Origin of the sequence: Streptomyces sp. NPDC088817, from assembly GCF_044750345.1 — a bacterium.
Lineage (GTDB): Bacteria > Actinomycetota > Actinomycetes > Streptomycetales > Streptomycetaceae > Streptomyces.
Window position 1 is genome coordinate 1 of sequence record NZ_JBIVJN010000005.1, and the last position, 23,359, is coordinate 23,359.

At 72.7% G+C, this 23,359-nt stretch carries 21 protein-coding genes; 9 read left to right on the forward strand and 12 right to left on the reverse strand.

Annotation, left to right across the window (positions count from 1 at the left end):
• Positions 1-602: 602 nt before the first annotated feature.
• A complete protein-coding gene (trpS, locus tag ACIP4X_RS10615; RefSeq protein WP_358733310.1) occupies positions 603-1,604 on the forward strand; it encodes a tryptophan--tRNA ligase in 1,002 nt (333 codons plus the stop codon).
• Between the two features lie 51 nt (positions 1,605-1,655).
• Here the strand turns inward: trpS and proC are convergent, their stop codons facing one another.
• From proC to ACIP4X_RS10645, 6 genes are all read right to left on the reverse strand, one after another.
• Positions 1,656-2,465 carry a pyrroline-5-carboxylate reductase gene (proC, locus tag ACIP4X_RS10620; RefSeq protein WP_358733312.1) on the reverse strand — a complete coding sequence of 270 codons (810 nt, stop codon included), beginning with the start codon at positions 2,463-2,465 and terminating at the stop codon, positions 1,656-1,658.
• Between the two features lie 77 nt (positions 2,466-2,542).
• Positions 2,543-3,313, reverse strand: a complete 771-nt coding sequence (locus ACIP4X_RS10625; protein WP_358733313.1) for an ABC transporter permease — start codon at positions 3,311-3,313, stop codon at positions 2,543-2,545.
• Positions 3,310-4,110 carry an ABC transporter ATP-binding protein gene (locus tag ACIP4X_RS10630; protein WP_358733315.1) on the reverse strand — a complete coding sequence of 267 codons (801 nt, stop codon included), beginning with the start codon at positions 4,108-4,110 and terminating at the stop codon, positions 3,310-3,312. Before ACIP4X_RS10630 ends, ACIP4X_RS10625 begins: the two co-directional genes overlap by 4 nt.
• 59 nt (positions 4,111-4,169) lie before the next feature.
• Entirely contained in the window at positions 4,170-4,946 is a 777-nt protein-coding gene (locus ACIP4X_RS10635) for a class I SAM-dependent methyltransferase (RefSeq protein ID WP_358733317.1), read from the reverse strand.
• 86 nt (positions 4,947-5,032) lie between these two features.
• Positions 5,033-5,536: an EamA/RhaT family transporter gene (locus ACIP4X_RS10640; RefSeq protein WP_358733319.1), complete on the reverse strand. Its 504-nt coding sequence runs from the start codon at positions 5,534-5,536 to the stop codon at positions 5,033-5,035.
• Between the two features lie 43 nt (positions 5,537-5,579).
• A complete protein-coding gene (locus ACIP4X_RS10645) occupies positions 5,580-5,942 on the reverse strand; it encodes an SH3 domain-containing protein (protein ID WP_358733321.1) in 363 nt (120 codons plus the stop codon).
• A gap of 183 nt (positions 5,943-6,125) precedes the next feature.
• Between ACIP4X_RS10645 and ACIP4X_RS10650 the strand changes: the two genes are divergently transcribed.
• Complete coding sequence (locus ACIP4X_RS10650) at positions 6,126-8,363, forward strand: protein kinase domain-containing protein (RefSeq protein WP_391458846.1); 2,238 nt, start codon at positions 6,126-6,128, stop codon at positions 8,361-8,363.
• Between the two features lie 58 nt (positions 8,364-8,421).
• Here ACIP4X_RS10650 and ilvD read toward each other — a convergent pair whose 3' ends face one another.
• From ilvD to ACIP4X_RS10670, 4 genes are all read right to left on the reverse strand, one after another.
• Complete coding sequence (ilvD, locus tag ACIP4X_RS10655) at positions 8,422-10,275, reverse strand: dihydroxy-acid dehydratase (protein ID WP_358733325.1); 1,854 nt, start codon at positions 10,273-10,275, stop codon at positions 8,422-8,424.
• Between the two features lie 186 nt (positions 10,276-10,461).
• Entirely contained in the window at positions 10,462-11,067 is a 606-nt protein-coding gene (locus ACIP4X_RS10660) for a TetR family transcriptional regulator (RefSeq protein WP_358733327.1), read from the reverse strand.
• Positions 11,064-11,891, reverse strand: coding sequence for a sugar phosphate isomerase/epimerase (locus tag ACIP4X_RS10665; protein WP_358733328.1), 828 nt, complete (start codon positions 11,889-11,891; stop codon positions 11,064-11,066). The genes ACIP4X_RS10660 and ACIP4X_RS10665 overlap by 4 nt, the downstream gene beginning before the upstream one ends.
• Positions 11,892-11,972: 81 nt before the next feature.
• Entirely contained in the window at positions 11,973-12,899 is a 927-nt protein-coding gene (locus ACIP4X_RS10670) for a Ppx/GppA family phosphatase (protein WP_401347783.1), read from the reverse strand.
• A gap of 109 nt (positions 12,900-13,008) precedes the next feature.
• Between ACIP4X_RS10670 and ACIP4X_RS10675 the strand changes: the two genes are divergently transcribed.
• Positions 13,009-13,848, forward strand: coding sequence for a hypothetical protein (locus ACIP4X_RS10675; RefSeq protein ID WP_401347786.1), 840 nt, complete (start codon positions 13,009-13,011; stop codon positions 13,846-13,848).
• Between the two features lie 201 nt (positions 13,849-14,049).
• Here ACIP4X_RS10675 and ACIP4X_RS10680 read toward each other — a convergent pair whose 3' ends face one another.
• Entirely contained in the window at positions 14,050-15,876 is a 1,827-nt protein-coding gene (locus tag ACIP4X_RS10680; protein ID WP_401347788.1) for a hypothetical protein, read from the reverse strand.
• 162 nt (positions 15,877-16,038) lie between these two features.
• Between ACIP4X_RS10680 and radA the strand changes: the two genes are divergently transcribed.
• Entirely contained in the window at positions 16,039-17,448 is a 1,410-nt protein-coding gene (gene radA, locus ACIP4X_RS10685) for a DNA repair protein RadA (RefSeq protein WP_391458840.1), read from the forward strand.
• Positions 17,449-17,530: 82 nt separating this feature from the next.
• Complete coding sequence (gene disA, locus ACIP4X_RS10690; protein ID WP_358733335.1) at positions 17,531-18,655, forward strand: DNA integrity scanning diadenylate cyclase DisA; 1,125 nt, start codon at positions 17,531-17,533, stop codon at positions 18,653-18,655.
• A 78-nt stretch (positions 18,656-18,733) separates the two neighbouring features.
• Here the strand turns inward: disA and ACIP4X_RS10695 are convergent, their stop codons facing one another.
• Positions 18,734-19,594 (reverse strand): hypothetical protein, encoded by an 861-nt coding sequence (locus ACIP4X_RS10695; protein ID WP_391458838.1) that lies wholly within the window; start codon positions 19,592-19,594, stop codon positions 18,734-18,736.
• A 203-nt stretch (positions 19,595-19,797) separates the two neighbouring features.
• Between ACIP4X_RS10695 and ACIP4X_RS10700 the strand changes: the two genes are divergently transcribed.
• From ACIP4X_RS10700 to cseB, 4 genes are all read left to right on the forward strand, one after another.
• A complete protein-coding gene (locus tag ACIP4X_RS10700; RefSeq protein ID WP_358733339.1) occupies positions 19,798-20,784 on the forward strand; it encodes an A/G-specific adenine glycosylase in 987 nt (328 codons plus the stop codon).
• Positions 20,785-21,248: 464 nt separating this feature from the next.
• Positions 21,249-21,788 (forward strand): SigE family RNA polymerase sigma factor, encoded by a 540-nt coding sequence (locus ACIP4X_RS10705; protein ID WP_358733340.1) that lies wholly within the window; start codon positions 21,249-21,251, stop codon positions 21,786-21,788.
• A complete protein-coding gene (locus ACIP4X_RS10710) occupies positions 21,776-22,441 on the forward strand; it encodes a hypothetical protein (RefSeq protein WP_358733342.1) in 666 nt (221 codons plus the stop codon). Before ACIP4X_RS10705 ends, ACIP4X_RS10710 begins: the two co-directional genes overlap by 13 nt.
• Before the next feature lie 213 nt (positions 22,442-22,654).
• Entirely contained in the window at positions 22,655-23,356 is a 702-nt protein-coding gene (cseB, locus tag ACIP4X_RS10715) for a two-component system response regulator CseB (protein WP_358733344.1), read from the forward strand.
• The last annotated feature ends 3 nt before the right edge of the window (positions 23,357-23,359 follow it).

Consider the following 23,359-nt stretch of genomic DNA (forward strand, 5'->3'; position numbering starts at 1 on the left):
GGTGTTTCCGACTCTATCAGATCTTTTTCCGATCCGATTTCCTCGGTGCTTTCCAGGTTTCCGCTCTCGCGTTTCCCTTTCCGGCGGTTCCGACTCTATCAGATCCTTTTCTCGGCCTGACCCCCAGTCAGCGGGGTTTGCCTTCCCGGCTGTTGGGCCGTTCCGACGAGTGAGACTTTAGCGGATTCCCTGCTCCCGTGCGAATCGGGGGCCGCGTCCTTTCGGGCGCGGAATCCTCATTCCATGAATACGCGCACCGATGACACGACAACAGACAGACAGCACGACTGTCGTCGGTCAAGGAGTGGTACTCGGGAAAGGCTGTCCGGGGACCGACCGGAGTCGGCTCTCACGTCGGACAACTCGGAGAACACTACGTAGCCCGGCGAGGTGTGTCAACTCACGGACGGACGGCACCCCGGAGTCGTATCCTGGGGCCATGACTACGCGTACGTGCACCCATCTGTGGTGGGCCGCCTGACAGGCGGCCGTACTCACGTATGCATCCAACGGCCGCCGCCTCGGCGGCCGTTCTCGTATCTCCCTCCAGGACTCCGGGGGCCGGCCGACCGGGGACGGCGGTCTCGACCAGGAGGTGGAGTGTGGAGAGGACTCGGGTCTTCAGCGGGATCAAGCCGACGGGACACCTGACGCTGGGGAACTACCTGGGCGCCATGCGGCGCTGGGCCGAGGTGGACCAGCACCGGTCGGCGGCGCTGTTCTGCGTCGTCGACCTGCACGCGCTGACCGTGGACCACGACCCGGCGCGGGTGCGCAGACTCAGCAGGCAGGCGGCGACGCTGCTGCTGGCGGCGGGCCTCGATCCGGAGCTGTGCACCCTGTTCGTACAGAGCCATGTGGACGAGCACGCCCGGCTGTCGTACCTGCTGGAGTGCGTGGCCACGGACGGCGAGATGCGGCGGATGATCCAGTACAAGGAGAAGGCCGCACGCGAGCAGCAGCGGGGCGGGAGCGTGCGGCTGTCGCTGCTGACGTATCCGGTGCTGATGGCGGCGGACATCCTGGCGTACGGAACGCACGAGGTGCCGGTCGGTGACGACCAGACGCAGCACGTGGAGCTGACCCGTGATCTGGCGGTGCGGTTCAACCAGCGGTACGGGCACACGTTCGTGGTGCCGAGGGCGACGCCTCCGAAGGTGGCGGCGAGGGTGATGAACCTGCAGGACCCGTCGTCGAAGATGGGCAAGTCGGACGACTCCGGGCCCGGCATCGTCTATCTGCTCGACGAGCCGGAGGTCGTGAAGAAGAAAGTGATGCGGGCGGTGACCGACAGCGGGCAGGACGTCGTCTACGACCCGCAGGAACGTCCCGGCATCGCGAACCTGCTGGAGATCCTGGCCGCTTGCCAGGGCGGGAACCCGGAGGCCCTGGGCGGCGCGTACGAGTCGTACGGCGCCCTGAAGAAGGACACCGCGGAGGCCGTGGTCGAGCTCCTCAGGCCGGTCCGGGCGAGGCACAGGGAGCTGTGCGCGGATCCCGCCTACGTGGAAGGGGTGTTGCGGACGGGCGCGGAGAAGGCCCGGGAGATGGCGCGGCCGACGGTGGACGCGGCGTACCGGGCGATCGGGTTGCTGCCCGCCTGAGTGAGGGGCGGCGGGACGGGCGGCCTGTGTCACGGCCGCCCGTTGCCGCGGTCAGTTGTTGCCGGAGGCCAGCTCGCGGCTGCGGTCGCGGGCGGCTTCCAGCGCGGCGATCAGCGCGGCGCGCACACCGTGGTTCTCCAGTTCGCGGATGGCGTTGATCGTCGTGCCGGCCGGCGAGGTGACGTTCTCACGGAGCTTGACGGGGGGCTCCCCGCTGTCGCGGAGCATCACCGCGGCGCCGATCGCCGACTGGACGATCAGCTCGTGGGCCTTGTCCCGGGGAAGGCCGAGGAGGATGCCGGCGTCGGTCATGGCCTCGACCAGGTAGAAGAAGTAGGCCGGGCCCGAGCCGGAGAGGGCGGTGCACGCGTCCTGCTGGGACTCGGGGACGCGGAGCGTCTTGCCCACGGCACCGAAGATCTCCTCGGCGTGGGCGAGGTGTTCGGCCGAGGCGTGTGTGCCGCCGGAGATGACGGACATGGCCTCGTCGACGAGGGCGGGGGTGTTCGTCATGACCCGGACGACCGGGGTGCCGGAGGCCAGGCGCTCCTCGAAGAACGCGGTCGGGATGCCCGCGGCGCCGCTGATGACCAGGCGGTCGGCGGGGACGTGCGGGGCGAGCTCGTCGAGGAGGGTGCCCATGTCCTGGGGCTTGACGGTGAGGATCAGGGTGTCGGCGCTCTTCGCCGCTTCCGCGTTGGTGACCGGGGTGACTCCGTGGCGGGCGCGGAGTTCTGCGGCCCGTTCCGGGCGGCGCGCGGTGACCAGCAGGTCGGCGGGTGTCCAGCCGCCCCGGATCATTCCGCTGAGCAGGGCTTCGCCGATCTTTCCGGTGCCGAGAACTGCGACTTTCTGGCTCATGGGGTTCATCCTCGCACCGGCGGTCCGGGGCGGGGGCGGACTGTCCGGTGGGCGGGACACCCTCGGGTCCCGCGGGGCTATGCGGTGCGCCGCCTGAGGGTGGCCGCTCCCAGGCCGAGGACGAGCAGGGCGCAGCCTGCGACGATCAGCGCGTCGCGTACGAAGGCCGTCGTCACGTCGGTGTGGCGCAGGACCTCGTTCATGGCGTCGACCGCGTAGGACATCGGGAGGATGTCGGAGACGGCCTCCAGGGCGGGGTGCATGTCGGACCGGGGCGTGAACAGGCCGCAGAGGAGGAGCTGGGGGAAGATCACCGCCGGCATGAACTGGACCGCCTGGAACTCGGAGGCGGCGAAGGCGGAGACGAAGAGGCCGAGGGCGGTGCCGAGCAGGGCGTCGAGGAGGGCGACCAGCAGGAGCAGCCAGGGTGAGCCGGTGACGTCCAGGCCGAGGAGCCAGACAGCCAGTCCCGTGGCCAGCGCGGACTGGATGATCGCGAGGGCGCCGAAGGCGAGCGCGTAACCGGCGATCAGGTCGCCCTTGCCGAGCGGCATGGCGAGGAGGCGTTCGAGGGTGCCGGAGGTGCGTTCGCGCAGGGTGGCGATCGAGGTCACCAGGAACATGGTGATCAGCGGGAAGATGCCGAGGAGCGAGGCGCCGATGTTGTCGAAGGTGCGCGGGCTGCCGTCGAAGACGTAGCGCAGCAGGAGCAGCATCACGCAGGGGACCAGCAGCATCAGTGCGATGGTGCGCGGGTCGTGGCGGAGCTGGCGCAGGACCCGGGCCGCGGTGGCGGTGGTGCGGGCGGGGCTCAGGGCGCGGGGGCGGGGTGCGGTGGTCGTGCTCATCGTGCTGTCTCCTTGGCGCGGCCGGCCGCGGCCGCCTCGTCGACCAGGTGCAGGAAGGCCGCCTCGACGGTCTCGGTGCCGGTGCGGGTCCGGAGTGCTTCGGGGGTGTCGTCGGCGAGGATGCGGCCCTCGCGCATGAGGAGGAGGTGGTGGCAGCGCTCGGCCTCGTCCATGACGTGGGAGGAGACGAGGAGGGTGGCGCCCCGGGTGGCGGCGATGTCGTGGAAGAGGTTCCACAGGTCGCGGCGCAGCACGGGGTCGAGGCCGACGGTCGGTTCGTCGAGGACCAGCAGTTCGGGGGTGCCGAGGAGGGCGACCGCGAGGGAGACGCGGCTGCGCTGGCCGCCGGAGAGGTTGCCGGCGAGGGCGTCGGCGTGGCTGGTGAGGTCGACGTCGGCGATGGCCCGGCCGACGTCGTCCCGGCGGCGTTCGGCTGCCGCGCGGCCGGGGTCGAGGATCGCGGCGAAGTAGTCGAGGTTCTGGCGGACGGTCAGGTCGTCGTAGACGGAGGGGGCTTGGGTGACGTAGCCGATGCGGTTGCGCAGGGTGGCGTGGCCGGCCGGGAGGCCGAGTATCTCCAGGGTGCCGTCGACCTTGGCCTGGGTGCCGGCGATGGCGCGCATGAGGGTGGACTTGCCGCAGCCGGAGGGGCCGAGGAGGCCGGTGATGCGGCCGCGCGGGACGGTGAAGCCGAGGCCCCGCAGGACGGTGCGGGGGCCTCGGACGACGGTGAGGGCCTCGGCTCGGACGGCATCCGTTCCGGGGCCGGGTGGTGGTCCCGAAGAAATATTCATCATGCGATGATTAATGCGCGCCGGAAGGGACGCCGTCAAGTGGGGTGAGGGGATGAGCCGCGTCAGGGTGTGGTGGCGACGAGGAGGAACACGTCGTAGGTCTCCTCCACGATGCCGTCCGGGAAGGTCCGCAGCAGGTGGTCACGCGCCTCGGCGAAGAAGGCGGTCCTGCGTTCCTCGGGGCAGACCAGGAAGATCGAGTGGCTGCCGAGGTTGGCGAGGTGGGTGTCGACCGGGACCCGGCGGCTCCAGCGGACGTCGCGGCGGGTGAAGCGGAGGCGTCCGCTCGGGTCCGCCTTCAGGCGGTCGGCGGCCGCCGACTTCTCGGCCCGGGCGTCGACGCCGAAGAAGCGGCGGACGCGTTCGGCCTCCTCCGCGATCCACTCGACGTCGTCGGGCTCCGTGTTCCACCACAGCGCAAGGGCTCCGCCGGGGCGCAGGACACGCAGGGCCTCGGGGACCGACCGGGCCGGGTCGGTCCAGTGCCAGGCCTGTGCGTAGGTGAGGAAGTCGGCGCAGGAGTCGGCGAGGGGAAGGGCGTTGCCGCTGCCCCGCACGACGGGGATGCCCGGGAGGCCGCGCCGGAATTGGGCCGCCATGCCCTCGCCCGGCTCCACCGCCAGCACGTCGGCGCCGCGCTCGTGCAGCCGGGCGGTCGAGATGCCGGTACCGGCTCCGACGTCCGCGACACGGGCGCCGGCGAGGGGACGGCCGGCGAGTTCCTCCAGCGCGTCGAAGAGGGCGGGCGGGTACGAGGGGCGGTTCGCCGCGTACTGGGCGGCGGCGGCGTTGAAGGAATGGGCACGGGCCGCGTGGACGGGCAGCTGGGATGCGGTCATACGGCCATCCTGGGACCGCACGGCCGCTCCGCGACAGGGGGATTCGGCGGCGCGGGCCGCCTCCGCGGACCGTGCACCCCCCGCGGTCAGGAGCGGCGGCGCTTCCTGGAGGGATTGCCCGAGCGGCGGGTGACCCGGCGTTCGTACTGCTCGCGGGCCTCCTCGTACTCCTGGCGGTGCAGCTTCTCGCCGGGGGCCTCGACGAGCGAGCGGAAGAAGTAGGCGAGGAGGGAGCCGATGAAGCCGATGGCGAGCAGGCCGCGCAGGGAGGCCTGGCGGTCGGGGTCGGGCCGCTTGCGGAAGCCGTCCCAGGTGTGGCGGAAGGCGAGCGCGCTGCACACCGCGAACATCACCACGACCAGGAGTTCCACGAAGGCGCCCGAGCCGGCGATCTGGAGCCCCTGGTAGGCGAAGCGGAGCACGAAGCAGGAGACGGCGGCCGCCACGAGGGAGCCGGTGGCGACACCGGCACGGCGGGCGGCGTAGCCGTTGTCGTGGTCCACCCAGGTGGTGCCGAAGAAGCGCAGGGTCTCGGGGCGGGGCCCCGCGGAGCCCGCGGCCGTGCCCGGGGTGCCGTTGTCGTCGCTCACGCGTCGATTATGGCTCCGGGGCGTCCGCGGGCTCCGCCGGGGATCAGCCGCAGCGGCCGGTCACGTAGCCGTCGCTGCCCGTCTTCACATAGGTGTCCGAGACGTACTGACCGGTTCCTATGTTGTTCCAGATGTTCGAGGTGCCGTAGTAGCCGGACACCGTCGTGCCCGGGGTCTGGCAGTAGATCGGCACGGAGGCGCCCACGGGCAGCGTGCGGACGATGCCGTAGCCGGTGCCGGGGCCGCTGCGGACGTTGAGCTCGACGCCCGGCGCGACCGGGTAGTAGTTCAGTGACGCCGCGGCCGCGACGAGCTTCGCCGCGTCGCCGCCGGACTGCCCGGCCGGGTTCCCGGACCTCTCCCCGACGCTCTCCCCGACACGTTCCTGGGCACGGTCGATAGACATGCGAAACCTCCCCCGTTGCACCCCATGACCGCCATGGGCCCCGTTTGATTCCCCGTTGACGCGTTGCGAAACACATGTACGTGAATCGCACGGGGAGACCCGCAAGCCGCCTCGGTCCGGTTCGGGTCATCGACTAGGCTCCGTGCGTCGCACGCGCGAACGAAACAGCACGGGGGGTGGTCCATGACGCCACAGCACCACACCGGCCCGGGCGCGGAAGCGGAACTTCCGGAGTACGCCGGTCACTACCGCCTCGAGTCGTGCCTGGGCTCCGGCGGCATGGGCGTCGTGCATCTGGCCCGCAGCACCTCCGGGCTGAGACTCGCGGTGAAGGTCGTCCACGCCCAGTACGCCTGGGACCCCGAGTTCAGAGGGCGGTTCCGGCAGGAGGTCGCGGCGGCCCGAAGAGTCAGCGGCGCCTTCACCGCGCCCGTCGTCGACGCCGACCCGGAGGCCGAACGGCCCTGGATGGCCACCCTGTTCATTCCCGGACCGACGCTCTCGGACGAGGTGAAGGAGAACGGGCCCCTGCCCGCCGCCCAGTTGCGGCGGCTGATGGCGGGGCTCGCCGAGGCACTGCGCGACATCCACCGGGTGGGTGTCGTCCACCGCGATCTCAAGCCGAGCAACGTGCTGCTCGCCGAGGACGGCCCGAAGGTCATCGACTTCGGCATCTCCCGTCCCAAGGACAGTGAACTGCGCACCGAGACCGGCAAGTTGATCGGCACTCCGCCGTTCATGGCGCCCGAGCAGTTCCGCCGGCCGCGGGAGGTCGGGCCGGCGGCGGACATCTTCGCGCTCGGCTCGGTGCTGGTGCACGCCTCGACCGGGCGGGGGCCGTTCGACTCCGACAGCCCGTACATCGTCGCCTACCAGGTCGTGCACGACGAGCCCGATCTGAGCGGCGTGCCGGAGGATCTGGCGCCGCTCGTGCTGCGCTGTCTGGCCAAGGAGCCCGAGGACCGGCCCACCCCGGACGAGCTGATGCGGGAACTGCGCTCGGAGGCCGCTTCGTACGACACACAGGCGTTCATACCGGAGCGGCGGACGCCTCGGACCGGTACGTCCTCCGGAACCGGCGGGAGCGGGACGGACCCGGGGACCGGTGGGGCGGACGCGGCCGGTGACCGTGGCGGGGACGCCTCCCTGGACGAGTCGCGTCCCCGGGGAGCCGGGGAGGAGCCGGGGGACCGTACGGGACGGGGATCCGGACGGCTGACGGGGATCCTGGCCGGGCGGCGCCCGCGCTCGCGGCGGCTCGCCGTGGCCGCCGGGGCACTCGGGCTGGTCGTCGGCGGCGGACTCGCCACGGCCCAGCTCCTCGACACCGGCATGGTGCCGCACAGCGCGGCTCCGGAGAGCACGCTGCCCGGAGCCGCCTCGGCCGCGTTCTCCGAGTGGGTGGCCAAGCCCGTGGCCGGCGAGGGCACCCCCCAGTGCTCGTACGGGGCCGGAAAGCTGCTCTGCGCGCGGCCCGGAGTGGTCTACGCCCTCGATCCGGCGGACGGAAGCCTGCTGTGGCGGCATTCGGTGCCCAAGATGCTCACCGGCGTGCCGCCGGTGCTCGCTGGGGGCCTGGTGCAGCCGATGGCGGACCACGGCCGGCACCTGGAGGCGCTGGACCCCGACTCGGGCAGGCCGCGCTGGCAGTCGGACGTTCCGGCGTACAGCGGAGTGCGGTGCGCCGGCGGCATGGTGCTGCTCACCGGCACCGACGGGCAGGTGCGGGCGGTCGACGCCGCGTCGGGCGAGACGGCGTGGAGCCGGCCGGTGCCCGGTGTTCCCCTGCCGCACTTCTTCGCGTTCGCCGGGGATCCGCTGGCGTACACGGTGAGCACCTCGGCCGACGGGGCGACCACCAGGGTCGTCGCCGTGGACCCGGTGACGGGCGATGTGCGCTGGGAGGCCCGGCTGCCCGGAACGCTGACGCCCGTCGGCAGCCGCGACGGCTCCCTCGTCCTGCTCTCCTCCGACCCGGCCTTCGGGCGAACCGACGCCGTGGTCCGCTACACACCGCGGACCAGGACGTCGTCCCGGGTCGCGCTGTCCGTTCCCCGCGACTCCGCGCAGGCGGGCGTGCACGGCGGCATGGTGTACCTGCTGGGCGGCGGTGGCGCGCTGGACGCGGTCGACCTGACGACGGGGAAGGTGCGGTGGCGGCTGGAGACGGCCGTGAGCCAGGGTTCGGCGCCGATCGCCGACGCCGGTCACGTGTACTTCCTCGCCGGGGACGGGCGGCTGCTGGCGGTCGGGGCCAACACCGGGCGGATCGTCGGCCAGACCCGGCCCCGACTCGGCACGCGCTCGGACCGGGTCGCGGCGGACCTGCCGACGCCCGTGATCGTCGAGGGCCGCGTCTACGTCGGCGCCCCCGACGGCACCGTCTTCGCCGTGGACGGCCACGACCCGTCGTCCTGGTGACCTGAGGAAGGGGCCGCCTCGAAGGAGGCGGCCCCTCGGGTCCTCGTGGCCGGTGGCGTCAGCCCAGTTTCGAGACGTCCCGCACGGCGCCCTTGTCGGCGCTGGTCGCCATCGCGGCGTAGGCCCGCAGCGCCGCCGACACCTTCCGGTCGCGGTCCTTCGGGGCGTACGCGCCGTTCAGCGCCTGCTCACGGCGGGACAGCTCCGCGTCGTCGACGAGCAGTTCGATGGAGCGGCCGGGGATGTCGATACGGATGCGGTCGCCGTCCTCGACGAGCGCGATCGTGCCGCCGGAGGCCGCCTCGGGCGAGGCGTGGCCGATGGACAGGCCCGAGGTGCCGCCGGAGAAGCGGCCGTCCGTGATCAGCGCGCAGCTCTTGCCCAGGCCGCGGCCCTTCAGGTACGAGGTCGGGTAGAGCATCTCCTGCATGCCGGGGCCGCCCTTGGGGCCCTCGTAGCGGATGACGACGACGTCGCCCTCCTTGATCTGCTGGGTGAGGATCTTCTGGACGGCCTCCTCCTGCGACTCGCAGACGACCGCCGGACCCTCGAAGGTCCAGATCGACTCGTCGACGCCCGCGGTCTTCACCACGCAGCCGTCCACGGCCAGGTTGCCCCTCAGCACCGCGAGGCCGCCGTCCTTGGAGTACGCGTGCTCGGCGGAGCGGATGCAGCCCTCGGCGGCGTCGGTGTCCAGGGCCTCCCAGCGCTCGGACTGGGAGAAGGCCTCCGCCGAGCGCACGCAGCCGGGGGCCGCGTGCCACATCTCGACCGCCTCGGGCGACGGGGAGCCGCCGCGCACGTCCCAGGTCTTGAGCCAGTCGTCCAGGGAGGGGCTGTGCACCGCGTGCACGTCCTCGTTCAGCAGGCCCGCGCGGTGCAGTTCGCCGAGCAGCGCGGGGATGCCACCGGCGCGGTGCACGTCCTCCATGTAGTACGTCCGGTCCTTGGCGACGTTCGGCGCCACCTTGGCCAGGCACGGCACCCGGCGGGAGACGGCGTCGATCTGCTCCAGACCGAAGTCGACGCCGGCCTCCTGGGCCGCCGCCAGCAGGTGCAGGATCGTGTTGGTGGAGCCGCCCATCGCGATGTCCAGGGCCATCGCGTTCTCGAAGGCCGCGAAGGTGGCGACGTTGCGGGGCAGGACCGTCTCGTCGTCCTGGTCGTAGTGGCGACGGGTGATGTCCATGACCGTGCGGGCCGCGTTCTCGTACAGGGCGCGGCGGGCGGTGTGGGTGGCGAGGACCGAGCCGTTGCCCGGCAGGGACAGGCCGATCGCCTCGGTCAGGCAGTTCATCGAGTTGGCGGTGAACATGCCGGAACAGGAACCGCAGGTCGGACAGGCGTTCTCCTCGATGCGGAGGATGTCCTCGTCGGAGACCTTGTCGTTGGCGGCGTCCGCGATCGCGTCGATCAGGTCGAGCGTGCGGACGGTGCCGTCCACCAGCGTGGCGCGGCCGGCCTCCATGGGGCCGCCGGAGACGAAGACCGTGGGGATGTTCAGGCGCAGGGCCGCCATCAGCATGCCCGGGGTGATCTTGTCGCAGTTGGAGATGCAGATCAGGGCGTCGGCGCAGTGGGCCTCGACCATGTACTCGACGCTGTCCGCGATCAGGTCGCGCGAGGGCAGCGAGTACAGCATGCCGCCGTGGCCCATCGCGATGCCGTCGTCGACGGCGATGGTGTTGAACTCGCGCGGGATGCCGCCCGCCTCCCGGACCGCGTCGCTGACGATCCGGCCGACCGGCTGGAGGTGGGTGTGACCGGGCACGAACTCCGTGAAGCTGTTGGCGATCGCGATGATCGGCTTCCGGCCGATGTCCGCACCGGGTACACCGGAGGCGCGCATAAGGGCGCGGGCGCCCGCCATGTTGCGGCCGTGGGTGACTGTGCGGGACCTCAGCTCGGGCATCGTCGCTCGCTCCTTCGGGAAGTTCCGCCGGCGGCGGGAAGTCGCCGGCGGAGTTTCTGGCTCAGTCGAGCCTACGCCGGTCATCCAGGGGTCGGGACGAGCTGTCCGGAATGCGGGACGTGTGTCTCGGGGGCGGCGGGGCGGTGTCCCGGGGGCGGGCGCGGGCGCCGGGCGGGCGGCCGGGTCTCACTCCCCCGTGAGATGCCCCTGCACCACCGGTGCGACTCGCGCGATGATCTGCTCCACGTCCGCCGACGCCAGCGGCTCCGCCCTGATCACGTAGCGCAGGATCGCGCACCCCACGAGCTGCGCGGCCGCGAGCTCGGCGCGCAGTTCCGCGTCGGGCACGTCGAACCGGCCGGCGATGTGCCGCAGGAGCTGCGAGACGATCAGACGGCGGAAGACGGCGGCCGCGGCGTCGTTGCTCAGCGCGGAGCGGACGATCGCCAGCAGCGGCGTGCGGGTGGCCGGTCTCTCCCAGATGCCGAAGAAGAACCGGGCGAACCGCTCCCCGACACCGTCGAGCGGGCCGTCCACCAGCGCCTCCGGCGCGCTCAGCGCGGGCGCGAAGACGACCTCGATCGCCGCTTCGAACACCTGCTCCTTGGTGCCGAAGTAGTGGTGGACCAGGGCGGAGTCGACTCCGGCGGCCTTGGCGATGCCGCGCACGGAGGTCTTCTCGTAGCCGCGCTCGGAGAACTCCTCGCGGGCCGCGGTCAGGATGCGGTCGCGGGTGTCGGCGGCCTCCTCGCGGCGGGGGCGGCCGCGGCGGCGGGCGGTGGCGCCGGTCATCGCCGCGGCACCTTCACCGCGGAGGCCAGGTGCAGCCGGGTGAAGGCCAGGGCCTCGGCGAGGTCGGCCTCGCGCTCGGCGCTGGACATGGCCCGGCGGGTGTTGACCTCGATCACGACATGGCCGTCGAAACCGCCGAAGGCGAGACGCTCCAGCAGTTCGGCACAGGGCTGGGAGCCACGGCCCGGCACCAGGTGCTCGTCCTTCGCCGAGCCCCTGCCGTCGGCGAGGTGCACGTGGCCGAGCCGGTCGCCCATGCGGTCGACCATCTGGAGCGCGTCGGTACGGGCCGTCGCCGCGTGGCTGAGGTCGATCGTGAAGTGACGGTAGTCGTCCTTGGTGACGTCCCAGCCGGGGGCGTAGGCGAGCATCTCGCGGTCCCGGTAGCGCCACGGGTACATGTTCTCCACCGCGAAGCGCACATCCGTCTCGCTCGCCATCCGCCAGACCCCGGCGACGAAGTCACGGGCGTACTGACGCTGCCAGCGGAAGGGCGGGTGGACCACGACCGTGCTCGCGCCGAGCTTCTCCGCGGCCGCTCTGGCGCGCTGGAGCTTGGTCCAGGGGTCGGTGGACCACACCCGCTGGGTGATCAGCAGACACGGGGCGTGCACGGCGAGGATCGGTATCCGGTGGTAGTCGCTGAGTCTGCGCAGCGCCTCTATGTCCTGGCTCACCGGGTCGGTCCACACCATGACCTCGACACCGTCGTATCCGAGGCGTGCGGCGATCTCGAAGGCCGTCGCCGTCGACTCCGGGTAGACGGAGGCCGTCGAAAGAGCGACCTTCGCATCCGGGATGCGCACGGGTTCGGGTTCCACCACGAGGGACAGGTTACGGGGTGCGACGGGTGCGGGCGGGGCCCGCGGGCGCCGTTGTGGCCTTCGTCATCCGTCGTGACTTCGTCATCCCATGTGGTCGAGACGCCGGAGTATCACGCCCTCCCTGAGGGCCCACGGGCATATCTCCAGGCGTTCCACGCCGAACAGGTCCATGGCGCCCTCGGCGACCAGGGCGCCCGCCAGAAGCTGTCCGGCACGGCCGTCGGAGACACCGGGGAGTTCGCAGCGCTCGCCGGCCGTCATGCCGGACAGCCGCGGCACCCACGCCTCCAGGGACTCCCGCTTCAGCTCGCGCTGCACGTAGAGGCCCTCCGCGGAGCGGGGGGCACCGGCCAGCCGGGCGAGCTGCTTGAAGGTCTTCGAGGTGGCGACGACGTGGTCGGGGGCGCCGAAGCGGCTGAACTCGCCGACCGTCCGCGCGATCTCGGCGCGCACATGGCGGCGCAGCGCTCTGACGTCGTCCGTGGTGGGCGGGTCGCCGGGCAGCCAGCCGGCGGTGAGCCGGCCCGCGCCGAGCGGCAGCGACACGGCCGCGTCGGGCTCCTCGTCGATGCCGTACGCGATCTCCAGTGAGCCGCCGCCGATGTCCAGGACCAGCAGTTTCCCGGCCGACCAGCCGAACCAGCGGCGGGCGGCGAGGAAGGTGAGACGGGCCTCCTCGGCGCCGCTGAGCACCTGGAGCCTGACCCCGGTCTCCTCCTGCACACGGGCGAGGACGTCGTCGGCGTTGCCCGCGTCGCGCACGGCGGATGTGGCGAACGGCAGCAGGTCCTCGACGCCCTTGTCCTCGGCGGCCTGAAGCGCTTCGCGGACCACGGCGACGAGGCTGTCGACGCCGGCGGAGCCGATCGCGCCGCTCGTGTCGAGGAGCTGGGCGAGGCGCAGTTCGGCCTTGTGCGAGTGCGCGGGCAGCGGGCGCGCGCCGGGGTGGGCGTCGACCACCAGCAGATGCACCGTGTTCGAGCCCACATCGAGGACACCGAGTCTCATGTACGGAAACGCTACTGCCATCTGGGATGCCATCCGGCCGCCGGTGTCCTGTGCGAGGCACCGCTCGGGACGGTCCCGGGCCGGAGGCGCGGCGACTTACCCTGGACGGGTGCCAAAGACGAAAAAGGCGAAGACCGATAAATCGGCGAACCCGGCGAACCCGGCGAAAGCAGTGAAGCCGAAGAAGCGGGGCGCGGAATCCGACGAGAAGGGGCTCGACTTCGCGCGCGCGTGGGTGGAGTTCCCTGATCCGGCGGACGACGAGCAGGTCTTCCGCTGCGATCTGACCTGGCTGACCTCTCGTTGGACCTGCGTCTTCGGAAGCGGCTGCCAGGGCATCCAGGCGGGCCGCGCGGACGACGGGTGCTGCAGCCTGGGCGCCCACTTCTCCGACGAGGACGACGAGAAGCGGGTCGCCGAGCACGTGGCGAGGCTCACACCGGACATCTGGCAGAACCATGCCGAGGGCAGCGAGAACGGCTGGGTGTCCGAGGACGAGGAGGGTTCCCGGCAGACGCGTCCCTTCCAGGGCTCGTGCATCTTCCAGAACCGGCCCGGCTTCCCGGGCGGCATGGGCTGCTCGCTGCACATCCTGGCCCTGAGGGAGGGCCGCGAGCCGCTGGAGACGAAGCCGGACGTGTGCTGGCAGCTGCCGATCCGGCGGACCTTCGAGTGGATCGACCGGCCCGACGACACCCGCGTGCTGCAGGTGTCGATCGGGGAGTACGACCGCAGGGGCTGGGGTCCGGGCGGCCACGACCTGCACTGGTGGTGCACCTCGGCGACGTCGGCGCACGGCGCGGGCGAGCCGGTCTACGTCTCCTACCGGGCCGAGCTGACCGAGCTGATGGGCGAGGCCGGCTACGCCCGCCTGGCCGAACTGTGCGAGGAACGCCTGTCCTCCGCCCTACCGCTCCTGGCCCCTCACCCGGCGGACCCGGCCGTCTGAGGCCGCGCGCGAGGACCCGCCGGAGGACCGACACCTGAGAGCCCGCCCAAGGGCCGGCTCCTCAGCGCCCGCCCGAGGGCCGGTGCGTGGAGGCCCGTCCAAGGGGACCGCACCTGGCTGCCTGACCAAGAGCTGCCGCCTGGGGGCCCGCCCAAGGCGGCACCTGAGAGCCCCCGGCCAAGGGGCCGTGCTTGCGTGCCCTTACCGGCGGGCGCCGGTCGTGGAGGGCGGGGGTGGGCAGGTGTGTTCGCGTTTGGCGTGGCGGCCTGTGCCGTGGCATGCCGTGCCCTCGCGGCGGCCGCTTCCCCGGCGGCTCTCGGACGGCGTGGGTGTGTCGTCCCCCGCGGAGGGCGGGGGTGGGCTGTCCGGGTCCGTCGGCGACGACTCGCTGGGCGTGGGAGTGGGCGTGGGATCGGTCGGCTCCGGCGGGTCGGTCGGGGTGGGTGGGGGCTCGGAGGGCGCCGAAGGAGTCGGAGTGGGGCGCGGACCGGACGTGGGCGGGCCGGCCGGATGCCCGGCCCCGCGTCCGGAGGGGCCGGGCGCGGTGCCGTAGCCGTCGATGGAGACGACGGCACCGGCGGGCGCGATCGCCACGCGTGCGCTCCAGCGCCCGGAGGGCTCGCGCAGGTGGTCGACGTACACCTTGATCGTCAGCGACTCGCCTGGCTGGAGGGTCCCCGAGGAGCGGCTCAGGTAGAGCCAGGACGCCCCGGTGGACGCGGACCAGTCGACCGGGTCGGGCCCCGCGGCGGTGAGAGTGATCAGGGTGGTGTCACCGGCGTTGTCCGCGCTCACCGTCAGGCGGCCGTCCCTGTGCCCGGTGCCCGTGACGCTGATGACCTCCACGGAGACGTCGGGCCGGCCACTGATGTGGAAGCGGGTGTCGGGCCCGGGCCCCGCGTTGCCGGCGTTCTCGTAGCCTTTTCCGCCCTCCTCGCCGCCCAGGACACCGGGGCCGCGCCCGTCGTGCGCGCCCGCGGCGGAGCCTCCGTGGCCCTGGTCGGCCGGGCCGCCCCGGTAGGCGGCCCACAGGGCCAGCACCGGCGCGGCGACCACCGTCGCCACCACCGTGGTCGTGACGGCACGCGCGCGGAGACGGTCCCTGCGGGCGGCGCGGTCCTTGGGGTCCATCGGGAATCCGCGCCGGTCGAAGCGGGGAGCGGTGCTCCGCGCGCGCGGGTGGTGGGCCAGCGCCGTGACCAGGGCCGCGCGCGGTGCGGGCAGCACGGGCAGCTCGGCGGGGGTGACCGTGGCGCCGGGCCACTGACCGGACACGGCGCGCTCGGCGGTGCGGCGGCAGCGCGGGCAGTCGTCGACGTGCCGCACGAGCTCGCGCCGCAGTGCCGCGCCGAGCACCAGCCGGCTGTCCCCGGTGAGCCGGGACACGCTCGGGCAGGTGCCGGTCTCCACGACGGCGAGCGCCGCGCGGGTGCGCTCCACCTCGCAGGCGGCCGCGGCGAGCAGTTCCCGCGTGGTGACGAGGCCCATGCCGAGGACGGCGGCGACCTCGTGGGCGGCGAGGTGGTGGCGTACGGCGAGTTCGAGCGCCTCGCGCTGCTCCGGGCTGGTGCCGGCGGCCTCCGGCCAGGCGAGCTGGGCGAGTTCGCGGCGCCGCTCCCGCTGGACCTCGTCGGGTACCGGCGGCGGCACGGTCCGCGCGGCCGTGTCCCGGTCGCCGCCGGTGCGGCCCGCGGCGTGCGTGCCCGGACGTTTCTGCTTGGCCTCGGCCAGCTTGCGCAGGCACGCCCAGCGGGCCAGCGCGTACAGCCAGGCCCGGCGCTCGCCCGCGGTCCCGGGCCCGCGCTGCCCACGCCGCTCGGCGAACGCCAGCGCGTCCCCGAGGGCGGCGGTCGCCGCCTCGTGGTCGCACAGCACGGACAGGCAGTAGGTGAACAGGCCGTCGAGGTAGGGCTCGTAGCGCGTGGACGGTCGCTGCGCCACGGCGTGCGCGGCAGCGCGATCACGCGCCTCGCGGTGCGCCCGGTGCGCACCGGTCGTGCGGGTCGAGGTGTCCGGGCTGCTGCTCATCACCTGTGCGACCGTAAGCCCCGCCGGATCGTCCCTCTGTGCACCTTGAGCACTTTTAATCCGTACGGGTGAAACGATCCCTCATAGGGGGAAGGCGCCGCAGGGCTCCATGACCGGACCGGGCGCGCCGGGCTGTCAGTGGTGGCGGCTACGGTTTCCTCCATGGCTGCCCGTACCAAGACCACCAAGGACCGACCGTCCTACCGCTGCACGGAGTGCGGCTGGCAGACGGCCAAGTGGCTGGGCCGCTGCCCCGAGTGCCAGGCCTGGGGGACGGTCGAGGAGTACGGCACGCCCGCGGTCCGTACGACGACGCCGGGCCGGGTCACCACCTCCGCCGTGCCCATCGGCCAGGTCGACGGCAGCCAGGCCACCGCCCGCTCCACCGGCGTGCCCGAACTCGACCGGGTCCTGGGCGGCGGTCTGGTCCCCGGTGCCGTCGTCCTCCTCGCCGGTGAACCCGGTGTCGGCAAGTCCACGCTGCTCCTCGACGTGGCGGCCAAGTCCGCCAGCGACGAGCACCGCACGCTGTACGTCACGGGCGAGGAGTCCGCGAGCCAGGTCCGCCTGCGGGCCGACCGCATCGGCGCCATCGACGACCACCTGTATCTGGCCGCCGAGACCGATCTGGCCGCCGTCCTCGGGCACTTGGACGCGGTCAAGCCCTCCCTGCTCATCCTCGACTCGGTGCAGACGGTCGCCTCGCCCGAGATCGACGGCGCCCCCGGCGGCATGGCGCAGGTGCGCGAGGTCGCGGGCGCCCTGATCCGCGCCTCCAAGGAACGCGGCATGTCCACGCTCCTGGTGGGCCACGTCACCAAGGACGGCGCCATCGCGGGCCCGCGCCTGCTGGAGCACCTGGTGGACGTGGTGCTGCACTTCGAGGGCGACCGGCACGCGCGCCTGCGCCTGGTCCGCGGCGTCAAGAACCGCTACGGCGCGACGGACGAGGTCGGCTGCTTCGAACTGCACGACGAGGGCATCACGGGCCTGGCCGACCCCAGCGGCCTGTTCCTGACCCGCCGCGCGGAGCCCGTCCCCGGCACCTGCCTGACGGTCACCCTGGAGGGCCGCCGCCCCCTGGTCGCGGAGGTGCAGGCGCTCACCGTCGACTCCCAGATCCCCTCCCCGCGCCGTACGACGTCCGGCCTGGAGACCTCCCGGGTCTCGATGATGCTGGCCGTGCTGGAGCAGCGGGGCCGGATCAGCGCGCTCGGCAAGCGGGACATCTACTCGGCGACGGTGGGCGGGGTGAAGCTCTCCGAGCCGGCCGCCGACCTCGCGGTCGCCCTCGCGCTGGCGTCGGCGGCGAGCGACACCCCGCTGCCGAAGAACCTCGTCGCGATCGGCGAGGTGGGCCTGGCGGGCGAGGTCAGACGCGTCACCGGCGTGCAGCGCCGGCTCGCCGAGGCCCACCGCCTGGGCTTCACGCACGCCCTCGTACCGGGCGACCCGGGCAAGGTCCCGTCGGGAATGAAGGTCCTGGAAGTGGCCGACATAGGGGACGCGCTGCGGGTCCTGCCGCGCTCGCGTCGCCGGGAGGCCCCACGGGAGCAGGAGGACCGCCGGTAGACTTTGCCCTGGTCTCGCCCGTCCGTACGAACCGAGTGTGCGAAACGGCAGCGCCTGAAGAACCTGCGACCGGAGGAGTGCAGTGGCAGCCAACGACCGGGCAGCAGCTCCCGGAAAGTCCGGCGGGAGTTCCGGCACCGATGGCCTGATGCGCGCCTCCCTGAGCGCCGTGGCACCCGGTACGGCCCTGCGGGACGGTCTCGAACGGGTGCTCCGCGGCAACACCGGCGGACTCATCGTGCTCGGCTCCGACAAGATCGTGGAGTCGATGTGCACGGGCGGTTTCGTGCTGGATGTCGAGTTCACGGCGACCCGGCTGCGGGAGCTGTGCAAGCTGGACGGCGGCATCGTGATCTCGTCCGACCTGTCGAAGATCCTGCGGGCGGGCGTGCAGCTGGTCCCGGACCCGACGATCCCGACCGAGGAGACCGGCACCCGGCACCGTACGGCGGACCGGGTGAGCAAGCAGGTCGACTTCCCCGTGGTCTCGGTCTCGCAGTCCATGCGGCTGATCGCCCTCTACGTCGACGGCCAGCGCCGCGTCCTGGAGGACTCCGCGGCGATCCTCTCCCGCGCCAACCAGGCCCTGGCGACCCTGGAGCGCTACAAGCTCCGCCTGGACGAGGTGGCGGGCACGCTGTCGGCGCTGGAGATCGAGGACCTGGTGACGGTCCGGGACGTCTCCGCGGTCGCGCAGCGCCTGGAGATGGTGCGCCGTATCGCCACCGAGATCGCCGAGTACGTGGTGGAGCTGGGCACCGACGGCCGTCTCCTGGCCCTTCAGCTCGACGAGTTGATCGCGGGCGTGGAGCCGGAGCGCGAGCTGGTGGTGCGGGACTACGTTCCGGAGCCCACCGCCAAGCGCTCCCGCACGGTGGAGGAGGCGCTGGGCGAACTGGACAAGCTCCACCAGGCCGAGCTGCTCGAGCTCCCCGCCGTCGCCCGCGCCCTGGGCTACACCGGCTCCCCGGAGACCCTCGACTCGGCGGTCTCCCCGCGCGGCTTCCGTCTGCTGGCCAAGGTGCCCCGGCTGCCCGGCGCCATCATCGACCGCCTGGTCGAGCACTTCGGCGGCCTGCAGAAGCTGCTCGCCGCGAGCGTCGACGACCTCCAGACGGTGGACGGCGTGGGCGAGGCGCGGGCGCGGAGCGTCCGCGAGGGCCTGTCGCGGCTGGCGGAGTCGTCGATCCTGGAGCGCTACGTCTGACCGGCGCCGGCCACGGCCGGCCGCCTCGGGCCTCTTCGGCCACGGCCGGCACGGTCCGCGCCGGCCGTCCGGGCCCGCTCAGTCCTCCGACAGCACGAACGACGTCCGCAGCTTCGCGTACCCGGGCACCTTGGCCTCGACCAGGTAGGTGCCGGCCCGGGCCGACCCGGCCGGGGGCGTCGCGCACTGCGGGGCGCTCGGCTTGCGGTCCCACCGGACGGTGTAGGTGAAGCCGCTGCCCACCGGCACCCGGTACAGCCGGCTCCCGGCCTCCTTGGGGCAGTCGGCGGACGACCAGTAGGCGGAGCTGCTCTCGGCCTGGCTGATCGTCACCACCGCTGACTTCGGCCCGAGATCGACCTTGCAGTCGCCGCCGGAGGAGTTCGCGGCGGTCAGCTCGAACTCCGGCGTCTGGCCGGGCCCGTAGGAGTTGCGCACACTGCGCAGCGTCAACTTGACGGCGTTCGTGGTGCAGTTGGGCAGCGCACTGCCGGCCGGCAGCACAGCGCCCGGACCGCCGCCGCCGTTGGCACCGTCGCCCCCGCCGCCGCCCGACCCGCCGGAACCGGCGCCGCCTCCGTTCCCGCTGCCACCGGCGCCGCCGGAACCGCCGGTGTCACCGTTGCCACCCGTCCCCGGTTCCGAGCTCGGTCCCGAGCCCGATCCGTCGGAGTCACCGCCGCCGGACTCGTCCCGGCCGCCGGGGTGTTGGCTGATCGCGGGACCGGAGTCGGAGGGTCCCGGCGTGATGGTGGAGGTGGAGGGGCCCGGATGCTTGTCGTTCGGCCCGCCGCCGTCGGTCTTGCGGCCCCCGCCTCCCCAGGGGGCGATCCAGACAATCAGCAGCGCCACCAGGGCGACCACGGACAGCATGACGAGCCGCCGTCGCCAGTAGATGGAGGCGGGAAGCGGACCGACCGGATTGCGCAGAGATCCCACGGCCCAAACTGTACGAGAGATCGTCGGCTTCCCCGGCCCCACCCGCCGGGCCGACGACAACTTTTCCGGATCATCATCACGACAACACCCCTACACACGGCCCCCTTTGGCCTCGCCGTGACCCCCCGGGCACGGTCCGTGACGACACCGGCCCGCGCAGGGTCACACGGCCGCCCATCCCCACGTGGCAGGATCGGAAGGCCATGACTGCGCCCACACTGCCCCCGCACAGCGGCCCCGACTCCCCGGCCCACGCCGCCGGCGCCCGTCCGGGCACCGGCACGCCCACCGGCGCCGAGGCCTCCGGCACCGCCCTCGGCCCGACTCTGCACACCCAGGTCATCACCTGGTTCGACGACCACGCCCGCGACCTGCCCTGGCGACGCCCCGACGCCGGTGCCTGGGGCGTGATGGTCAGCGAGTTCATGCTCCAGCAGACGCCGGTGAGCCGTGTGCTACCGGTCTACGAGCAGTGGCTCGACCGCTGGCCCCGGCCCGCCGACCTCGCCAAGGAGGCACCGGGCGAGGCCGTCCGCGCCTGGGGCCGGCTCGGTTACCCGCGCCGCGCCCTGCGCCTGCACGGCGCCGCGGTCGCCATAACGGAACGGCACGGCGGCGACGTACCGACCGAGCACGCGCAACTGCTCGCCCTGCCGGGCATCGGCGAGTACACGGCCGCGGCGGTCGCGTCCTTCGCCTACGGCCAGCGCCACGCCGTCCTGGACACCAACGTCCGCCGGGTGCTGGCCCGCGCGGTCACCGGCGTGCAGTACCCGCCGAACGCCACCACCGCCGCCGAACGTCGCCTGGCGCGCGCCCTGCTGCCCGAGGACGAGGGGACGGCGGCCCGTTGGGCGGCCGCCTCCATGGAACTCGGCGCGCTGGTGTGCACGGCGAAGAACGAGTCGTGCCCGCGCTGCCCGATCGCCGGGCACTGCGCGTGGCGGCTCGCGGGCAAGCCCGCGCACGACGGACCGCCGCGCCGCGGACAGACGTACGCGGGCACGGACCGGCAGGTCCGCGGCAAGCTGCTCGCTGTGCTGCGCGAGGCCCACGCGCCCGTCCCACAGCCGGTGCTCGACCGGGTCTGGCACGAGCCGGTCCAGCGGGCCCGCGCCCTGGACGGGCTCGTCGCGGACGGCCTGGTGGAGCCACTGCCGGGCGGACTGTACCGACTGCCGCTGACCTGACCACCCGCCACCCGCCACCCCTCACCCGTCAGCCGCCACCCGCCACCCCTCACCCGTCACCCGTCACCCGTCACCCGTCACCTGACACTCCCGCACCTGACACCCGGCACCTGACACCCGGCACCTGACCGTCAGTCACCCCTCAAGCCCGCCCCGGCTTCGGTGTGCGACGCGGGCGTCTGTGTCACACAACTGCCCACGCCTGCCCCTCACTCGACCCCTCAAATCACCTTCAAAAGGGACAAATCAAGGCACGCTCTTAGTCCCGCCCTACTTCCGTTACACAACCGACGCACAGCCGAGGGCTGCCCGAAGGCTGCTTCGGACAGCGCCGTGACAACGCCTCCGTACCTTCAGTTGCGTGCCGGACAGGCACCGGACGGCTGCCGACCACAGCCCGTCCGCTCAGGGTTCGGAGACCGGCGGCAGGCGGGTCGGGAAACGGGGATCGGAGGCGGTCGTAGATGGCGCAGGGTGAGGTGCTCGAGTTCGAGGAGTACGTGCGTACCCGGCAGGACGCGCTGCTGCGCAGTGCGCGCCGGCTGGTCCCGGACCCGGTCGAAGCCCAGGACCTGCTCCAGACGGCACTCGCACGGACCTACGGCCGCTGGGAGGGCATCGCCGACAAGCGGCTCGCGGACGCCTATCTGCGCCGCGTGATGATCAACACGCGTACCGAGTGGTGGCGGGCCCGGAAGCTGGAGGAGGTCCCCACCGAGCAGCTCCCGGACGCCCGCGTCGAGGACTCCACCGAGCAGCACGCCGACCGCGCGCTCCTCATGGACATCCTGAAGGTGCTCGCTCCCAAACAGCGCAGTGTCGTGGTGCTGCGACACTGGGAGCAGATGTCCACGGAGGAGACGGCCGCCGCCCTCGGCATGTCGGCGGGTACGGTCAAGAGCACGCTGCACCGGGCGCTCGCCCGGCTCCGCGAGGAGCTGGAGGCCCGCGATCTGGACGCACGCGCGCTGGAGCGTGAGGAGCGGGAGAGTTGCGCGGCCTGACCGGCAGGGATGCGGGCCCCGGGCCTTCGCGGGCCCGGGACACCGTCAAGGCGGCGATCACGGCGACGGCCGTGTTCGCCGCCCTCGCCCTTTCGGCGTCCGCCTGCGGCACCGGCGGGACCGGCGCGCGCGACGAGGGCCCGGCCCACTCCGGCTCGGTCGCGGGCGCCGTCCCGTCCCCCTCCCCCGACCCCACAGGGCGCGCCCAGCGGATGGACCCCGTCCGGCTGATCAAGGACGACCCGCAGGTCTCGGCCGCGGTCAAGCGCGGCCTCAAGCCGTGCGTGGCCGACGAGTACCCCGTCGACGTGTCGTACGGCGACCTGACCGCGGGCTCGGCCGAAGACATCGTCATCAACGTGCTGACCTGCGGAGACGCGGTGGGCGTCGGCGCCTATGTGTACCGCGAGCAGGGGGGCGGGTACGAGAACGTCTTCAAGGCCGAGGAGCCCCCGGTCTACGCCGAGATCGACCGCGGCGACCTCGTGGTGACCAAGCAGGTGTACGCGCGGGGGGACCCGGTGTCGAGTCCGTCCGGCGAGGACGTGATCACGTACCGCTGGTCGGCGGGCCGGTTCGCCAAGGAGTTCAGCACGCGCAACGAGTACGGCAAGACCGTCGGGGGCGGCGCGACGGTGGCCCCCGGCCACTGACGCCGACGGTGGTGCGGGGGCCGGACGGGCGGGCATGCGGACGCGGGACGGCGGGCGCGCGACAATGGCGAGGGCGCGCGTGCCGGGGCCGCCGCTCCGGTGGCTCCGGCCCCATGGAGCACACGCCGTCTCCGGGACGCACACCGTCCCCCGAAGCGCATGACGTCTCCCGGAACGCACGACGAGAAGCAGACGAGGACTGAGAGCACCCGAATGGCAGAACAGACCCACGTCCTGTTCGTCGAGGACGACGACGTGATCCGCGAGGCCACACAGCTCGCCCTGGAGCGGGTCGGCTTCGCGGTCACGGCGATGCCCGACGGGCTGTCGGGCCTGGAGGCGTTCCGGGCCAGGCGGCCGGACATCGCGCTGCTGGACGTCATGGTCCCCGGCCTCGACGGGGTCAGCCTGTGCCGCCGCATCCGCGACGAGTCGACCGTTCCGGTGATCATGCTGTCCGCGCGGGCGGACTCCATCGACGTGGTGCTCGGCCTGGAGGCGGGCGCCGACGACTACGTGACCAAGCCGTTCGACGGCGCCGTCCTGGTCGCCCGCATCCGCGCGGTGCTGCGCCGCTTCGGGCACGCCGGTGGCGTTCGGGCGGAAGCGGACGCCGCCCCGGTGGACGGCGGGGTGCTGAGCTTCGGCGACCTGGAGGTCGACACCGAGGGGATGGAGGTGCGCCGGGCCGGGCAGCCGGTGGCGCTCACGCCCACGGAGATGCGGCTGCTGCTGGAGTTCTCCTCGGCGCCGGGCACGGTGCTCTCCCGGGACAAGCTCCTGGAACGGGTGTGGGACTACGGCTGGGGCGGCGACACCCGGGTGGTCGACGTCCATGTGCAGCGGCTGCGTACGAAGATCGGCCAGGACCGGATCGAGACGGTCCGCGGTTTCGGCTACAAGCTCAAGGCCTGAGCG

Excerpts from the sequence above, each read along its gene's own strand:
- ACIP4X_RS10635 (WP_358733317.1), bottom strand. The coding sequence starts at position 4,946 with ATGACCGCATCCCAGCTGCCCGTCCACGCGGCCCGTGCCCATTCCTTC.
- ilvD (WP_358733325.1), bottom strand. The coding sequence starts at position 10,275 with ATGCCCGAGCTGAGGTCCCGCACAGTCACCCACGGCCGCAACATGGCG.
- cseB (WP_358733344.1), top strand. The coding sequence starts at position 22,655 with ATGGCAGAACAGACCCACGTCCTGTTCGTCGAGGACGACGACGTGATC.
- ACIP4X_RS10670 (WP_401347783.1), bottom strand. The coding sequence starts at position 12,899 with ATGAGACTCGGTGTCCTCGATGTGGGCTCGAACACGGTGCATCTGCTG.
- radA (WP_391458840.1), top strand. The coding sequence starts at position 16,039 with ATGGCTGCCCGTACCAAGACCACCAAGGACCGACCGTCCTACCGCTGC.
- ACIP4X_RS10650 (WP_391458846.1), top strand. The coding sequence starts at position 6,126 with ATGACGCCACAGCACCACACCGGCCCGGGCGCGGAAGCGGAACTTCCG.
- proC (WP_358733312.1), bottom strand. The coding sequence starts at position 2,465 with ATGAGCCAGAAAGTCGCAGTTCTCGGCACCGGAAAGATCGGCGAAGCC.
- ACIP4X_RS10625 (WP_358733313.1), bottom strand. The coding sequence starts at position 3,313 with ATGAGCACGACCACCGCACCCCGCCCCCGCGCCCTGAGCCCCGCCCGC.
- ACIP4X_RS10680 (WP_401347788.1), bottom strand. The coding sequence starts at position 15,876 with ATGAGCAGCAGCCCGGACACCTCGACCCGCACGACCGGTGCGCACCGG.
- ACIP4X_RS10630 (WP_358733315.1), bottom strand. The coding sequence starts at position 4,110 with ATGATGAATATTTCTTCGGGACCACCACCCGGCCCCGGAACGGATGCC.
- ACIP4X_RS10705 (WP_358733340.1), top strand. The coding sequence starts at position 21,249 with ATGGCGCAGGGTGAGGTGCTCGAGTTCGAGGAGTACGTGCGTACCCGG.
- ACIP4X_RS10660 (WP_358733327.1), bottom strand. The coding sequence starts at position 11,067 with ATGACCGGCGCCACCGCCCGCCGCCGCGGCCGCCCCCGCCGCGAGGAG.
- ACIP4X_RS10645 (WP_358733321.1), bottom strand. The coding sequence starts at position 5,942 with ATGTCTATCGACCGTGCCCAGGAACGTGTCGGGGAGAGCGTCGGGGAG.
- ACIP4X_RS10700 (WP_358733339.1), top strand. The coding sequence starts at position 19,798 with ATGACTGCGCCCACACTGCCCCCGCACAGCGGCCCCGACTCCCCGGCC.